The sequence below is a fragment of the Cytobacillus sp. EB106-05-05-XG126 genome (assembly GCF_058791715.1).
Window position 1 is genome coordinate 12,883 of the sequence record NZ_JBYTDU010000027.1, and the last position, 14,793, is coordinate 27,675.

The following is a 14,793-nucleotide window of genomic DNA, read 5'->3' on the forward strand; positions in this document are numbered from 1 at the left end:
ATTCACTCCCATTCCAGCAGCAGCAATTCCGAGCTGAATCCCGGCCCGAGTGCAGTTGCAAGCCCGGTATCTCCCTGTCTGCCGATCTCCATAAACCTTTTGAGTACGTAAAGAATAGTTGCAGATGACATATTACCGAACTCCCTTAATACATCAAGTGAAATCTCTGTCATACCAGGGTCAAATTGCAGCGCTTTCTGATAAGCATCAATGACTTTTTTTCCGCCGGGATGGGCAACAAAGTGGTTTATCTCTTCCATTTCTATGCCTTTTCCCCTTAGAAATTCCGTTACATTGGGCTTTAGCCATCCCTCTATTATGGATGGGATGTCCTTTGAGAAAACCACATATAGACCCTCATTCTTAACTTCCCAGCCCATTACATCCAGAGAATTTCGCTTGGTTGTCGATTGGGTTCCCCGAATTCCTGGAATGGATGACAGCTTTTGAAAATCCCTTTGTACCTTATCACCTGTTATAAGAGCACATGCTGCACCGTCAGCAAAAAGAGAGGTCCCGATAAGATTGCTTTTTGATCGGTCATTGCGCTGAAAGGTCAAACTGCATAATTCTATACTTAAAACCAGTACCTTCGCTTCAGGGAATGCCAGACAATATTCATAGGCTCTTGAAAGCCCTGAAGCACCACCTGCACATCCCAGACCCCATATCGGAATTCGTTTCGTATGCTCAGAAAATGGAAGCTTATTCATGATTCTTGCTTCAATACTCGGAGTGGCAATCCCTGAACTTGAGATAGTAAAGATGGCATCTATCTCATCGCACGGAAGGCTTCTGGTCAGGAAAAGATCATTTTCCAGGCAGCGCTTTATGGCCCTTGTTCCCAGTTCAATAGACTGCTCAATATATGCATTGTTTCGTTCCTCAAATGATTTATCTGTTTTGAACCATTCCAGTCCCTTCGCAAAGTGCCGCTTCTCAATTTGGCCGTTGTGGAAAGCTTTTAATAGCCGTTCAATATCCTTAAAGGAATCGGAAAATAAATCTCTGGCAAAATCTATTACCTGATCCTGTGTCAGAACATATTCAGGTATTGCCTCCGCTACTGATACAATTGCTGGCATAAGCGACTCTCCTTCTATTGCTTTCTGTTAATTTTTCCAAATAAAAGCAATTTATGTTTCAAAATTGGATAAAGAGCAAAAAAAAAGCTCCCCCCATTAGGAGGAAGCAATGTGTTTTGAAGGAGTTGTTGTGCATCTTTATTATAAATGAATCATTAAATGAATAGCATTACTAAATCTTTTCCAATTACTTTTTAATGCCGCACCTAACCATGAAATGCGCCGGCGATTGACGCAGTTATTTTGATGCATCCAATCCATTATGGTTTTTATGATGCTTTTGAACTTCTATATATATTTTTTTCGTCACCAGGATACCGCAAGCAGCACAAACCTCTTCTTCATTATATAAAAGCCGGCAGTTATCACAATAATATTTCTCCATCACATTACACTCTCTTTCTTGCGAGGTACATCGCTTCGGAAATGTAAAAAACCGATAGATTATTATATTAATTTCCAATATTATTGTGATTGCCTCAAAAGAGAATTATAAAGCCTTTTGCTCCGCAAGAGAAGGGCGCTGAACTGCTTTTTTTCCTTTAACTACATTGAAAACGATATTTAAAAGAATGGCCGTCATACTGCCTGCCACTATCCCGTTATCCGTCAGGATCCGCACACTCGAAGGCATTTGCGCGAATAGTTCAGGAACAGCTGTTACGCCCAGTCCCATCCCGACAGAGCAGGCAATGATCAATAAATTTTCCTGGGAGGAGAATTCCACTTTGCTGAGCATTTTTATTCCATAAGCGACTACCATACCGAACATGGCAACCATTGCGCCTCCTAATACCGGAGTTGGAATGATAGTTGTCAATGCACCAATTTTCGGTACCAGTCCAAGCAGTACAAGGAAAGCACCTGCTGTATATATGACATTTTTTGTTTTTACGCCTGACAGCTGAAGAAGTCCGACGTTTTGGGAATAGGTTGTATAAGGAAATGCATTAAAGACAGCACCAAGGATAATGGCAAGTCCTTCGGCACGATAACCATTCGAGAGGTCCTTTTCTTCCAGTTTCTCTTCACAAATATCTCCCAGAGCAAAGTATACGCCTGTAGATTCAACTAAACTGACCATTGCTACTAGAATCATAGTCAGGATGGCTGTCACCTCAAATGTCGGCATGCCAAAATAGAAAGGTGATGGCATATGGAACCAGGAAGCGTCACCAACAGCTGTGAAGTCGACCATGCCCATAAAATAGGATGCTATGGTTCCCGCAGCTAATCCCAGCAAAATGGCAATCGCCCGGATAAAGCCATTAAAGAAACGGAAGAGAATAATTATGAACAGCAATGTTCCAAAAGCCAATGCTATGTTTGTCATCGACCCAAAGTCAGGGCTTCCCTGCCCGCCGGCCATATTATTCATAGCAACAGGAATAAGCGTAATCCCGATTATTGTAACTACTGACCCTGTCACAACAGGCGGGAAAAATTTCACCAGTTTTCCAAAATACTTTGAAACAGCAACCACAAAAATACCGGAAACCAGTATAGACCCATAGATTGCCGGTATCCCATACTGACCGCCAATCGCAATCATTGGTCCAACAGCCGTAAATGTGCAGCCAAGGACGACCGGAAGGCCAATCCCGAAAAATTTACTGCGCCATACTTGAAGCAGTGTTGCAATTCCGCACATAAAAATATCAATTGAAACCAGATAGGTGAGCTGCTCCCCTGTTAAGCCCAGTGCCCCTCCTACAATCAAAGGTACAATGACCGCGCCTGCGTACATGGCAAGGACATGCTGAATTCCGAGCGAAGCAATTTTAATTGGATTCTGATTCATCGCAACAATTCCTCCACATTCTCTGATGTTTTTTCAAAGCTGATCATGCCATTTTCAAGAGAGTCAATAATAGCTAAAGATTCGACCCGAAATCCCTTCTCTCTCAGCTGCTGTCCGCCCTTTTGAAAGCCTTTTTCAATAACGATCCCAATCCCTGCTATTGATGATCCCGCTTTTTCCGCTATATCCGCAAGACCTAATGCTGCCTGTCCATTCGCAAGAAAATCATCGATTATAAGAACATTATCTTTTTCTGAAAGATATTTCTTTGAAACAGAAATTTCACTTGTTTCTTCTTTAGTAAAAGAATAGACAGTGGATGTAATCAGGTCATTTACCAGAGTCAGTGATTTTCTTTTTCTCGCAAATACAACCGGGACATTCAGATGAAGTCCCGCCATTACAGCTGGTGCAATCCCTGAAGATTCGATTGTCAATATTTTTGTAATCCCGCTGTTTGAGAATCTATCTGCAAAATCTCTCCCGACTTCATGCATAAGCTTAGGATCTATTTGGTGATTCAGAAATGAATCAACCTTTAAGACTGAATGCGATAAAACAATCCCTTCGCTTTTTATTTTTTCAATAAGCATATCCATTTTGCATCCTCCTCTGTGATAGAAAGCCTTCAGGTCCATAAAAAAAGCCTGAGGCCCATTGCATTCACAACATAAAAATGAGTGAAGCAATGGCCTTCAGGCTGGCTGCAGGCAAACGAGGATGACAAAAAAACGTCCTGGTCATTGCTCACTCATAGTCAGATTATTTACGGTAATCCGGTAGAAACTTGCGAGCCATATCCTCGCGATTATATGAGTGAATGTTATTAATTTATTAACATTATAACACCATTTCCTAATATTTCAACAAAAACCTTCATACAAAAGCGAACTAAAATAGTGTTTTTTTCATAATTGTTCGTAAATTGAACATTTTACTATCTTCAGTATGATTTTTTTCAATTATTAGTCCCTCTTTTGAAGCCTAATATAAACCTTCACATTTATTTCACAATTCACACATGGGTTTTGTGATTTAAATCACTTAAATATCAATTTTTCACCATTATCATAGTGTTTAAGTTACGAATGAACAATTTGTGAACTCACCAAAAGCATCTAGAATCTTCCTAAATGTTTTGTATTATGAAAGTGTAATCATTTACTTTTTCCAATTTTCGAAAGGAGTGAAGGAAAATGGCGAAAACGGAACTCAGCCGCAAAACGAAAACTGAAATAGAGGATAGCTCTTCCTTAAAGGGAACGTTAGCTTCCGTTTTCTTATTAGGATTCTTCCTGATTATTACATGGGTAGGCGTTTATCTATTATTTATCAGCCGCTTTTAAAGTTAGAAGGGGGAAAAAGCCATGCATATGCATAAGTTTGAAAAAGCCTGGCTCATTTTTGGAATTGGATCACTGCTTGTTTTCCTAACAGTACTGGGAGTCAGCGCATTTTACCTGGGCAATCAGCCTCCAAGCTGTTTGGCAACCATTGACCCTGAAAAGGTCGATACTACCGTTCCATTTAATGAGCCTGGATTGAAAAAGGTAGAAGGAAAAGATTGGGATTACGAATTGGTATACGTAGCATCTGCGTTTTCCTACAGCCCAGCTGAAGTAGAGGTTCCATATGGGGCTAAAGTGAAAATTATCGCTACAACCAAAGACGTCGTCCACGGTTTTGAAGTTGCGGGATCGAATATCAACATGATGCTTGAACCCGGCTATATCAGTGAACATGTGACAACATTTGATAAAACAGGCGAATACTTAATTGTATGTAATGAATATTGCGGTGTTGGTCACCACATGATGTCGTCTAAAATTAAGGTGGTGGAATAATGTTTAATCCTTCAGCAAAATTAAAAGTTGACCCTCGCGACGCAAAATTGGCAATGGCTCACTTTTTCGTTGCCTTTACAGCTTTAGCAATAGGCGGCCTAGCCGGATTATTGCAGACTTTGGTCCGCTCCGGTAAATTCGAGCTCCCGGCAGGCATCGGGTATTACCAGATCCTCACGGTTCACGGTGTTGTATTGGGACTTGTACTTACTACTTTTTTTATAATGGGCTTCCAGTTAGCTGCAACAAGCAAAACATCAGGGACCCTTACAAATAAACAGCGAATTACCGGCTGGATCGGTTTTTGGCTGATGACAGCGGGAACTGTTCTTGCAGCTGTTATGATCCTGCTGAATGAGGCTACAGTTCTTTATACTTTCTATGCTCCTCTTCAGGCACATGCATTGTACTATATCGGTTTAACACTTGTCATAGTGGGAAGCTGGATTGACGGGGCAGCAATCATTATGAAGTATGCAGAATGGCGCAGGAAAAATCCTGGCCAGCCGAGTCCGTTATTAACCTTCATGTCATTGGTCAATACAATGATGTGGATTGTGGCAACAATCGGTGTAGCATCTACCGTTCTTTTCCAGCTTCTTCCATGGTCATTGGGATTTGTAGAAACCGTAAATATCGGCGTCAGCCGAACTCTATTCTGGTATTTCGGACATCCGCTTGTATACTTCTGGCTATTGCCTGCTTATATGGCGTGGTATGTTGTCATTCCAAAAGTCATCGGCGGAAAAATTTTCTCTGATTCATTGGCACGTTTGTCTTTTATATTATTCCTGCTGTTCTCAATCCCTGTCGGATTTCACCATCAATTAATGGAGCCGGGAATTGATCCGGCATGGAAATTCCTGCAGGTTATCTTAACATTCCTTGTTGTCATTCCATCTTTAATGACTGCATTTTCTTTATTTGCTACTTTCGAAAGCTTTGGCCGTTCTAAAGGGGCTACAGGGTTATTCGGCTGGGTGAAGAAGCTTCCATGGGGAGATGCGCGATTTGTCGTTCCTTTCATTGGGATGGTAGCCTTTATCCCTGCGGGTGCAGGCGGGATCGTCAACGCCTCCCACCAGATGAATCAGGTAGTTCACAACACGATTTGGGTAACCGGTCATTTTCACTTAACAGTGGCAACTTCTGTAGTACTTACATTCTTTGGGGTTTCTTACTGGCTTATTCCTCATCTGACTGGAAGAACATTAACCAAAGCAATGAATAAATTAGGGATCATCCAGGCAGTTATCTGGTCAATCGGAATGACATTCATGTCCGGTGCCATGCATGCTGTCGGTCTGCTTGGAGCACCGCGCCGTTCATCATATTCTGAATATGGCGGAGCAGCACAAGCAGCAGAATGGATTCCATACCAGGTTGCACAGGCAATCGGCGGTTCTATTCTCTTTATTGGCATTATATTAATGATCTATATCTTTATCAACCTTGCATTCTTCGCACCAAAGGGCGAGCAGGAGTTCCCTGTCGGAGAAGCGGCTGAAGAAGCCGAAAAAGCACCGATGGTATTCGAAAACTGGAAGCTATGGCTCGGAATTACTGTTGTTCTTATTCTATTTGCCTACACCATTCCATTTATCGATTTAATTCAAAACGCACCCCCAGGGGCCAAGGGATATAAGTTATGGTAAAAAAACACTCCGGTCTAAATTGGACCGGAGTGTTTTAATGTTCTAACTTGCTCTCAGCTGTCAGTCCCGTATTTTTCCTTCTTGCAGGCAGATTCACAATAATAACCGAACTAAGTATCAGTAAAGCACCGGCAATCTGGATTGCACCAAGATTTTCCCCGTAAAGTGTCACTCCTAAAAGCATGGCAACGACTGGTTCGACTGTAGCGATTACAGCTGCTTTGCTCCCATCTGTTTTTTCCAGTCCCCATGTGTAAACAAAATAGGCGAGAACCGTAGGCACAAACCCTAAACCCATACTAAGAAACAAAACTTCAGCGTTCAAAAAAACTGAAGCTTTTGTCCATAGCTTTGTTACCGGGATCAGAAATACCGAAGCAACCAGGAATGTATAAAGCGTAACTGTAAAAGGATGATACTTTCTTAACGCAAATTTCCCGAAGATGGTATAAAGCGCATACCCGAACCCGGCACCTAATCCCGTCAAAATTCCAAGCAGTGTAATATCACTGCTGCCTGCTGATAATCCGGCAACTAATATGCAGCCCACAATGGTGCCTGCCACAGCTGCAATCTTTCTTAGATTTATCCCTTCCTTTAAAAACAGGCAGGATAATACAGTCACAAATGCAGGAGCGGTGTAAAGCAGAACGACTGCCAATGAAATGCTGATCTGGTTCATTGCTGTGAAATAACAATAATTAAAAAAGACGATGCTCAGTATCCCGGTACCAGCAAAAAACCGGATGTCAGTGGCAGATTCCAGTTTAAAACAGTTCCGGAAACGCATTATCCCTAATAGAACGAGAAATATGGCCGCAAAAAACACTCTTACAGCCACGATTTCCATAGCTGAGAATCCATATTCCCCGAGCCCTTTAACAAATATAGCAATAATGCCCCAAAGACTTGCTCCTAACGCAATCATTAGAAATGGAAGTAATTTCTTCATTATGTCTCTCCATGAAGTAAGAGGATGGCTGAGACCACCCTCTTACACAAATTATGATTAAACACTTATTTCAGCTGATACACCTTACCGTACTTATCATACAGATAATCAATTAAATGCTGGGCATTCAGGCCTTCCCCGGTGACTTCAGTTAAGATTTCAAGCGGCTTTTTCATTTTGCCGAATTGGTGCACATTCTTAGTAAACCACTCTTTGACTGGCATTAAATTGCCTTCTTCAAGTAATTCATCATAGTTTGGCAAGTCCTTTAACATGCTGTTTTTTAGCTGTGCTGCATACATGTAACCCAAAGCATATGAAGGGAAATAACCAAAGCTCCCCCCTGCCCAGTGAACATCCTGCAGAACGCCTTCTCCGTTATTTTCTGGCTTTACTCCGAGGTATTGTTCATATTTTTCATTCCAGATCGCTGGCAGGTCTTTAACTTCAATTTCATCGTTAAACAAGCCTTTTTCAATTTCATAACGGATAATGATATGAAGCGGATATGTTAATTCGTCTGCTTCAATACGGATTAATGAAGGCTTTGATTCATTAATTGCACGATAAAAAGCATCTATTGACACATCATCAAATTGACCGTTTGCATATTCTTTAAGAAGGTCATAATTCTTTTTCCAGAAAGAACGATGTCTTCCGACAAAGTTTTCATAAAATAATGACTGTGATTCATGAATTCCCATTGATGTTCCAGAGCACAGCGGAGTTCCAACCAGGTCAGAAGAAATATTTTGTTCATAAAGAGCATGCCCGCCTTCATGAATCGTGCCAAACACAGCTGTCCGGAAATCAGCTTCATCATATTTGGTGGTCACTCGGACATCACCAGGATTCAAACCTGTTGCAAAAGGATGAACAGTTTCATCGAGACGTCCCGCTTTAAAGTTATAGCCCATTTGATCAAGAACTTTAAGGCTGAAATCCCGCTGCTTATCCTTGGCAAAGTGTTCAAATAAAAAGCTGGTGTCCGGTTTATTCTGTGATTCAGAGATTTGCTGAACAAGCGGAACAATTTTTTCCCTCAGCTGCCCGAACACCTGATCAAGCGTATCAACGGTTACGCCAGGTTCATACATATCCAGCAGTGTATTATATTTGTTTCCTTCATATCCCCAATAAGAAATGAATCTTTTATTTATTTCAACAAGCTTTTCCAAATAAGGCTGGAACATTTCAAAATCTGAGCTTGCCTTTGCATCTTCCCAAATACTTTCAGCCTTGGATTGCAGGATGACATATTCGGTATATTCCTCTGCAGGAATTTTTTTATTCCGGTCATAATCCTTTTTGCATTCTTCCAATGTTTTCAATGTTACTTCAGAAATATTTTCCCGGCTTGAAAGTTTCGCTATGTATGCTGCCATTTCCTCAGAAGTGGACATTCTGAAAACTTCTGAAGAGATCATTCCAATCACTTCGGAGCGCTGTTCCATTCCCTTTTTGGGTGCGCCTGTCCGCATATCCCAATACATCAGCCCGATCGCTTCATTATAGGCCATCATTTTTTTGACATAATCAAGGAATTGCTGTTCTGTCTGTTTTAGTGATTCTGCCACAATTTTTCCCCCTTTGTATCTACTACAGTATCATTTTATCATATTTTTCTGAAAAGGCAGTCTCTATAATCTTTTTCTTAAACTATGCCCTTTGGCTGCTTTTCTTTTTCACCTGGCTGCCAAAGAGTTATAATAGTGGAAAGTGAACTAACCGGAAAGAGAGATAGCATGAAATATTTGATTTACTTTATCGTTATTGCAGCATTTATTGATACATTTTCTCAGCTTCCTATAATGAGCCCCTTTGCCATGACATTTAATCCATCACCCGCATTTGCAGGAATGATTGTTGGGATGTATTCCTTCTCGAATATGATTGGCAATATTTTAGCCGGCTATTGGATCGATAAAAGCGGAGCAAAAAGAGTTTTGGTGTCCGGCCTAACCTTAACTGGAATTATATTAGTACTGTATACATTTGCTGAATCACCCCTGCATTTAATTTCAGTAAGATTTTTTCACGGGTTATTTGGAGGCTTCCTGGTCCCTGCGGCTTTCACAATCATTTCAAACATCGGAAATTCAGAAAAACAAGGAAGAAAAATGGCTGTATCAGGCGCTGCTGTCGGCTGTTCAGCCATTATAGGACCGGCTTTTGGGGCGGTGATTGCGTCCAATTACACTATAAACTGGGTCTTTTTAATTATAGCGGCAACCATGATCAGCAGCGCAGTCCTCGCCTTTCTGTTTCTGCCGGCAGGAACTCTGAAAAATGTAAAAAAAGAGAACTCCCATGAAAAAATGCTTCCATTACTTAAGAATCCTATGCTCGCAGCAAGCTATTTAGGAGCCTTTTCTCTCATGTTTGCTCAAGGGACACTTGCCTACCTTCTTCCTCTTCAGGTAAAAGCTCTACAAATTGATGCGATGTACAGCGGGATCTTATTAAGCACTTTTGGAATAACTGCAATTCTTATTTTTCTGCTGCCCATTAATAAAATCTTTGATAAGTATAAACATCACAATAGCATGCTTACCGGAATGCTGATCATAGGAATCGCATTAATCCTTCTAAGTTCAGCATCTTCTCTTGGTTTCATGTTTTTATGCATGGTTCTTTACGGCACCGGGTTTGCTCTTCTATTCCCATCCATTAATGCCCTTATTGCCAATCATACAACTGAAAAAACAAGAGGTAAGGCATTTGGCCTCTTCTATGCCTTTTTTTCATTAGGCGTGGTAGCCGGTTCCACCATATTAGGTTTCTTAGGAGTAACATTCGATACAGGTTTTTTAATCGCCGCAGCCATTTTATTGTTAACTGTATACGGCATGTCGATATACTTTAAAAAGAAAAGCCCTCAAATATTAAAAAGCGGGAGTGACTGAAAATGAAAGAATTAGTAGGCTGCTGCGCTGTTTGCGGGAAAGACCTATACTGTCTTGATGGATTCTTCAACGGAGTCCATAATGAAAAAAATGAAACCATCTGTTTTGAATGTATAGAAGAACAGAAAGAATCCGCAGAGTAAGCATCTGCGGTTTTTTTTGTTCCATTGGATTTGTACATTGAAAAATGTTCTCTGAAATATGATATATGTCACTTATTTGAAAAGCTCACGCTGTTAAACTTAAAGTAATTAATAACGATTCTCACTGGCAGGTGATTTTCAGTTATTGGCAATTAATTTAATCCATCAGCCGATAGAAGGAGAGATCAGAATGGAAAACAAAGTTATTGAGCTTGATGTAAGAGAGGATTTAAAAAATAAATTTGAGCCGTTTCAAAAAATCATGTCGGCGATTGCTGAACTTGATATCGATGATGTTTTTATCCTTCATGCCCCGTTTAAGCCCATCCCTCTTTTTGGAGTATTAAAGGCTAAAGGGTTTGAATATAAAGCTGAAGAAATTGAAAAGAAGCATTGGAAAGTGATCTTTACTAAGAGAGGTGCGTCATAATGAAACTGGATAACCGGGGGCTGGAACCGCCTCAGCCGATGATGAGAACTCTCGCGGCTCTTGAAGATCTGCCAGAGGGAGAAACCTTATCAATTATAAATGACAGGCGGCCCATGTTTCTTTATGAACAGCTGGACGAAATGGGCTGCAGGCATGTAACTTCCGAACTGGAAGACGGAAGCTTTTTAATAGAAATCAAAAAATAAGCAGGTGATCGCGTTGCTGGCCAATACAAAAAATGAGACCAATATAAAACTTCCTTTTTCATTTATACTTTTCAGCTTGCTCTGCTTAATAGGATCTATGGCGCTCATTCTTTTTCAAGGGGAATCCATAATTAACAGTCAATTCCGTATACCCGCCATTTGGTCAGCGGCTCATTTGTTTATATTGGGCTGGGCGTTGATGACAGCAATGGGAGCCATGTATCAGCTCGTTCCGGTGGCCTTTCTTACCCCTATATGGAATGAAAGATTTGGATTTTCACAATTTACTGTAACTGCCTTTGGAATATTATATTTTGCGCATAGTCTATTTTATAATCCGGCGGGTGCAATGCTGCCCGGGCTCATTACATTAACAGGCATCTTAATGTTTCTGCTGCAGATGTTCATGACTTTAAGGCAGCAGGTAAAGCCCAATGTACTGACTCTTTTCGTAGGAACTGCACTAATTAGCCTGCTGTCTGCAATTCTATTGGGAATCCATATGGTCTTCAGCATGAAAACCGGATTTATTTCCGCCCATTACCAGGCAGTTTTTAAAAGCCACATACTGCTTGGGACAGCAGGCTGGTTTACACTTCTGATTTTTGGATTTTCCTATAAAATGGTTCCCATGTTTTCCTTGTCCCACGGCTACAGCATGAAGCCTGCCAAATATGTGTTTATGGTTTATGCAGCAGGACTGTCTGCGGCAATTATCTCTTTTTTCACCGGGAATAATTCCCTTTTTACTATTGCCTTAATGGTCCTGGCTGGCGGATTTGCCTTCTTCACCTGGCACATGCTGCAAATCCTGCAGAAAAGAGTAAAGAAAAAGCTTGATTATTCATTCCGATATGCTCTTATCGCCATACCTGCAGGGCTGGCAATCCACCTGGGAGCATTCATAAGCTCACTAATCGGAAGCTTTCAAAATACAGTTGGGTATCTTGTGTTTGCATACCTCATGCTCTGGGTAGCTTTGAGCATTCTCGGTTATCTGTTTAAAATCGTGCCATTCTTGTGGTGGACCTGGAAATACAGCAAAGAGATCGGCAAACGGAGTGTACCTTCTCTCAAAGATATGATGAATGACAAGGCATCCATTCCGGTTCTATCCGCCTTTATTCTCGGTATACTCAGTGTGACAGTCTCCATCGTATGTGAACAGCCCGCCCTGTTCCTATCCGGCCAGATTGTAACGGCTGGAGCCAGCATTGTTTTCTGTTATTTGATTATTTCTGTTTTAAAACAATAGGGGGGATTAACATGAATCGAAAAGAAGTAGTTCTCAGCAATCTAAAAAGAGTTATGGATCCTGAATTGAATATAAACGTGGTTGATTTGGGCCTTATTTATGATATTAATTTTCCCGATGGTGACAAGGCAGTTATTACCATGACACTTACAACACCGGGTTGCCCGCTGCATGACAGCATAGTCAGTGGAGTTAAGTATTGCATTGAAGATCTTGAGCTGTTTTCAGATGTAGAGGTTAACCTTGTCTGGGAGCCTGCCTGGACTCCTGCTCGTATGACACCCGAAGCAAATCAGCTGTTGAGAGGTTAAAGGGAAGGCAGCGCCCGCTTGGGCACTGCCTTCGTTCAGCTTGTTACGGGCTCTGCAGGCAGAACCTTTTTTATCATTTCGCGGACTTCAGGATTTTCATTTTTATTCATCAGAATATGAACGGCCCCTTTGTCTTCATGTGTTCTAATTAATCTTCCAATCCCCTGCCTTAAACGCAGGATCATATATGGAAGATCAACCTCTTTGAAAGGATCGGCCGAACCTTCCCTTTTGGCTGTAAAGACCGGATCGTGAGGAGGGAATGGAAGGCCATAAATAAGCACATTCTCCAGGGATCTGCCCGGTATATCAAGACCTTCCCATAAATGAACAGAGCAGAGAACTGAATGCTCATCATTTTGGAAACTTGATACGAGACTGCTTATCTCTGCATCCCCTTCAAAAAAGACCGGTACACTTATTTTCCCTGAAACAAATGCTTTGAATTCTGCCAGCTCAGAAGAATTGTTGAATAATACTAAAGCCCTTCCTTCTGTTGCTTTAACTTGTTCGAGAATGTAGTCCATTTTCGCAGTTCCTGATCCCTCTGCAAATTCCGGCATGCGAATGACCATATTTTCTTCATAGTCGAACGGGGAATCTACGGTAAAGGATAGATAATCGTCTACTCCCAGGCTTTTTGCCATATAATCAAAGGACTTATTCTCAGACAGTGTAGCAGAGGAGAAAACAAACGGCTTATTCTGGGAAAATACTTCTTCCCGCATAATGTCTTCTACCATTCTTGGCATAATAACCAAGGTTCTTTCCCCATTTTTCTCTTCAAACCAGGTGATTCCTTTTAAATCCTTAAGGAACAATGAAAGTGAGTATGAGATTTGCTCAAGATATTCTTCAACAATTTTTAAGTCATATTCATTAATGACATACATTTCGCTTTCAAATACTAATTCTTCCTCAAGTGTATTGATCAAGTCCTGCAGTTTACGTCCTTCTCTCATAACATCTGCAGTTTTTTCAATCGTTTTCTTGTCAGAACCAGTATCACCCGAAGCTGACATGGACAGTGTCAAAAAGAAATGCTCATTCTGGTAAATAGCATCTTCAATGATATTTAACGTTTTTTCACGTACATCATTCGCCATGAGCCTTGTTAAGATGGATTCCAGAATCTGCTCGGAAAAACGATATGTCAGAGCCTTTTGCGATGCATATTCCAGCAGATGGCCTTCATCAAAAACCACACATGAGCTCTCAGGAAGCAAAGGCAGCTGCCCTTCCCGTTTTCTCGATTCCTTGGTCCAGATATGTTCCATGTAAAAGTCGTGTGAACAAATGATCAAGTCTTTTGCGCTGCGGTAATATTCCCTATGGAGAGTTTGACCACAGCGGTGACGCTTCTCACAAGTGAAACAGTCCTGTATTGAATCCCAAGAGACATTGGTCCAATGCTCATCCGGCAATTCAGGGTAATCTTTCCGGTCACCATATCTTTCAAACTTTTGCATGGATGAGCCTGTTTGAACAAAATCCGGAAGATCATCAAAAATGCGATTATAGTGATCATGAACATCATTTGCAACGAGCTTGTCCAGCTTATTTAGGCATAGATACTGATCGCGTGATTTTGCCAGTCTGACATCAATATTTAACCCTAATGCTTTTTCCAGCTTGGCAATATCACCTTCTTTTTTCACAAGCTGCTCGATTAAAGTCTCATCCGCACAGGCGATAATAGCAGGTTTATTTATGTACCTTGCATAACTGATTGCATATAAAAGGTAAACAATCGTTTTCCCAGTCCCTACACCTGCCTCAGCGAAAATAACACTTTTATCTTTAAATGCTTTCTCCAGCTGGAAAGCCATAAATATTTGCTCATCCCGAATTTCAAATCCTGCTTCAGGCAATATATCGTAAAAAACATCTCCGATCCACTCACTTAGCTTTTCATAAAAAGATTCGCTTTTGGATACGGCAAAAGGCATCCGGTTCGACATGCTACCCCTCCGTAATTAAAAAGTTAAAGCGCCTATAAACCAGACGCTCCTGAATTCAGTTCTATCATTATTTCATATATCAGTAATTAATAATCAAATGAACATCATATAATTTTATCTCAAATACAGTAACTGTCAAGATATAATGCCAAACCTGCAAATTTATCAAAAAAACAGGGGTGCTTTAAGGCAGCCCCCTGCTCATTATAAAGTGAAACTTCAATCAGTGGGGGTTTTCCTTATC

16 protein-coding genes and 1 riboswitch are annotated in these 14,793 nt (G+C 41.0%); of the genes, 9 read left to right on the top strand and 7 right to left on the bottom strand.

The annotated features are described in order from the left end of the window. Nucleotides 1-2: 2 nt before the first annotated feature. The 4 genes from AC3WTL_RS24735 to AC3WTL_RS24750 all read right to left on the bottom strand — a co-directional run bounded on the left by AC3WTL_RS24735 (nucleotide 3) and on the right by AC3WTL_RS24750 (nucleotide 3,485). Nucleotides 3-1,085: a type III polyketide synthase gene (locus AC3WTL_RS24735; RefSeq protein ID WP_222497945.1), complete on the bottom strand. Its 1,083-nt coding sequence runs from the start codon at nucleotides 1,083-1,085 to the stop codon at nucleotides 3-5. 238 nt (nucleotides 1,086-1,323) lie between these two features. After that, complete coding sequence (locus AC3WTL_RS24740) at nucleotides 1,324-1,470, bottom strand: hypothetical protein (RefSeq protein WP_197087559.1); 147 nt, start codon at nucleotides 1,468-1,470, stop codon at nucleotides 1,324-1,326. Between the two features lie 105 nt (nucleotides 1,471-1,575). Further along, entirely contained in the window at nucleotides 1,576-2,886 is a 1,311-nt protein-coding gene (locus tag AC3WTL_RS24745; protein ID WP_222497943.1) for a nucleobase:cation symporter-2 family protein, read from the bottom strand. Then, nucleotides 2,883-3,485, bottom strand: coding sequence for a xanthine phosphoribosyltransferase (locus AC3WTL_RS24750; protein WP_222497941.1), 603 nt, complete (start codon nucleotides 3,483-3,485; stop codon nucleotides 2,883-2,885). Before AC3WTL_RS24750 ends, AC3WTL_RS24745 begins: the two co-directional genes overlap by 4 nt. A gap of 135 nt (nucleotides 3,486-3,620) precedes the next feature. Then, a riboswitch (purine riboswitch) is annotated at nucleotides 3,621-3,722 on the bottom strand. A gap of 360 nt (nucleotides 3,723-4,082) precedes the next feature. On the opposite strand from AC3WTL_RS24750, the gene AC3WTL_RS24755 reads away from it, so the two are divergent. Genes AC3WTL_RS24755 through AC3WTL_RS24765 form a run of 3 tightly spaced genes read left to right on the top strand, consistent with a single transcriptional unit; the run spans nucleotide 4,083 to nucleotide 6,385 of the window. After that, nucleotides 4,083-4,232, top strand: coding sequence for a hypothetical protein (locus AC3WTL_RS24755; protein WP_035333553.1), 150 nt, complete (start codon nucleotides 4,083-4,085; stop codon nucleotides 4,230-4,232). 21 nt (nucleotides 4,233-4,253) lie between these two features. After that, entirely contained in the window at nucleotides 4,254-4,730 is a 477-nt protein-coding gene (locus tag AC3WTL_RS24760) for a cytochrome c oxidase subunit II (RefSeq protein ID WP_035333556.1), read from the top strand. Beyond that, a complete protein-coding gene (locus AC3WTL_RS24765) occupies nucleotides 4,730-6,385 on the top strand; it encodes a b(o/a)3-type cytochrome-c oxidase subunit 1 (protein WP_163141924.1) in 1,656 nt (551 codons plus the stop codon). Before AC3WTL_RS24760 ends, AC3WTL_RS24765 begins: the two co-directional genes overlap by 1 nt. Nucleotides 6,386-6,419: 34 nt before the next feature. Here AC3WTL_RS24765 and AC3WTL_RS24770 read toward each other — a convergent pair whose 3' ends face one another. Together AC3WTL_RS24770 and AC3WTL_RS24775 are read right to left on the bottom strand one after the other, a co-directional pair. Next, nucleotides 6,420-7,337, bottom strand: a complete 918-nt coding sequence (locus tag AC3WTL_RS24770) for a DMT family transporter (RefSeq protein ID WP_222497937.1) — start codon at nucleotides 7,335-7,337, stop codon at nucleotides 6,420-6,422. A 65-nt stretch (nucleotides 7,338-7,402) separates the two neighbouring features. Next, a complete protein-coding gene (locus AC3WTL_RS24775; RefSeq protein ID WP_222497935.1) occupies nucleotides 7,403-8,914 on the bottom strand; it encodes a carboxypeptidase M32 in 1,512 nt (503 codons plus the stop codon). Nucleotides 8,915-9,082: 168 nt separating this feature from the next. On the opposite strand from AC3WTL_RS24775, the gene AC3WTL_RS24780 reads away from it, so the two are divergent. From AC3WTL_RS24780 to AC3WTL_RS24805, 6 genes are all read left to right on the top strand, one after another. Then, nucleotides 9,083-10,243 carry an MFS transporter gene (locus tag AC3WTL_RS24780; protein WP_492370201.1) on the top strand — a complete coding sequence of 387 codons (1,161 nt, stop codon included), beginning with the start codon at nucleotides 9,083-9,085 and terminating at the stop codon, nucleotides 10,241-10,243. 2 nt (nucleotides 10,244-10,245) lie between these two features. Further along, nucleotides 10,246-10,386: a hypothetical protein gene (locus AC3WTL_RS24785; RefSeq protein WP_197087561.1), complete on the top strand. Its 141-nt coding sequence runs from the start codon at nucleotides 10,246-10,248 to the stop codon at nucleotides 10,384-10,386. Nucleotides 10,387-10,576: 190 nt separating this feature from the next. Beyond that, on the top strand, nucleotides 10,577-10,816 hold the full coding sequence (locus AC3WTL_RS24790) for a DUF2249 domain-containing protein (RefSeq protein WP_248348577.1): 240 nt from the start codon (nucleotides 10,577-10,579) through the stop codon (nucleotides 10,814-10,816). Beyond that, the gene (locus AC3WTL_RS24795; protein WP_163141913.1) at nucleotides 10,816-11,022 is read left to right on the top strand and encodes a DUF2249 domain-containing protein; all 207 of its coding nucleotides are present in this window, start codon (nucleotides 10,816-10,818) and stop codon (nucleotides 11,020-11,022) included. The genes AC3WTL_RS24790 and AC3WTL_RS24795 overlap by 1 nt, the downstream gene beginning before the upstream one ends. A gap of 199 nt (nucleotides 11,023-11,221) precedes the next feature. Continuing rightward, nucleotides 11,222-12,277, top strand: coding sequence for a hypothetical protein (locus AC3WTL_RS24800; protein WP_248348575.1), 1,056 nt, complete (start codon nucleotides 11,222-11,224; stop codon nucleotides 12,275-12,277). An 11-nt stretch (nucleotides 12,278-12,288) separates the two neighbouring features. Further along, a complete protein-coding gene (locus AC3WTL_RS24805) occupies nucleotides 12,289-12,588 on the top strand; it encodes a metal-sulfur cluster assembly factor (protein ID WP_048007882.1) in 300 nt (99 codons plus the stop codon). Between the two features lie 35 nt (nucleotides 12,589-12,623). Here the strand turns inward: AC3WTL_RS24805 and AC3WTL_RS24810 are convergent, their stop codons facing one another. Then, on the bottom strand, nucleotides 12,624-14,549 hold the full coding sequence (locus AC3WTL_RS24810; RefSeq protein WP_248348573.1) for an ATP-dependent DNA helicase: 1,926 nt from the start codon (nucleotides 14,547-14,549) through the stop codon (nucleotides 12,624-12,626). Nucleotides 14,550-14,793: the final 244 nt, after the last annotated feature.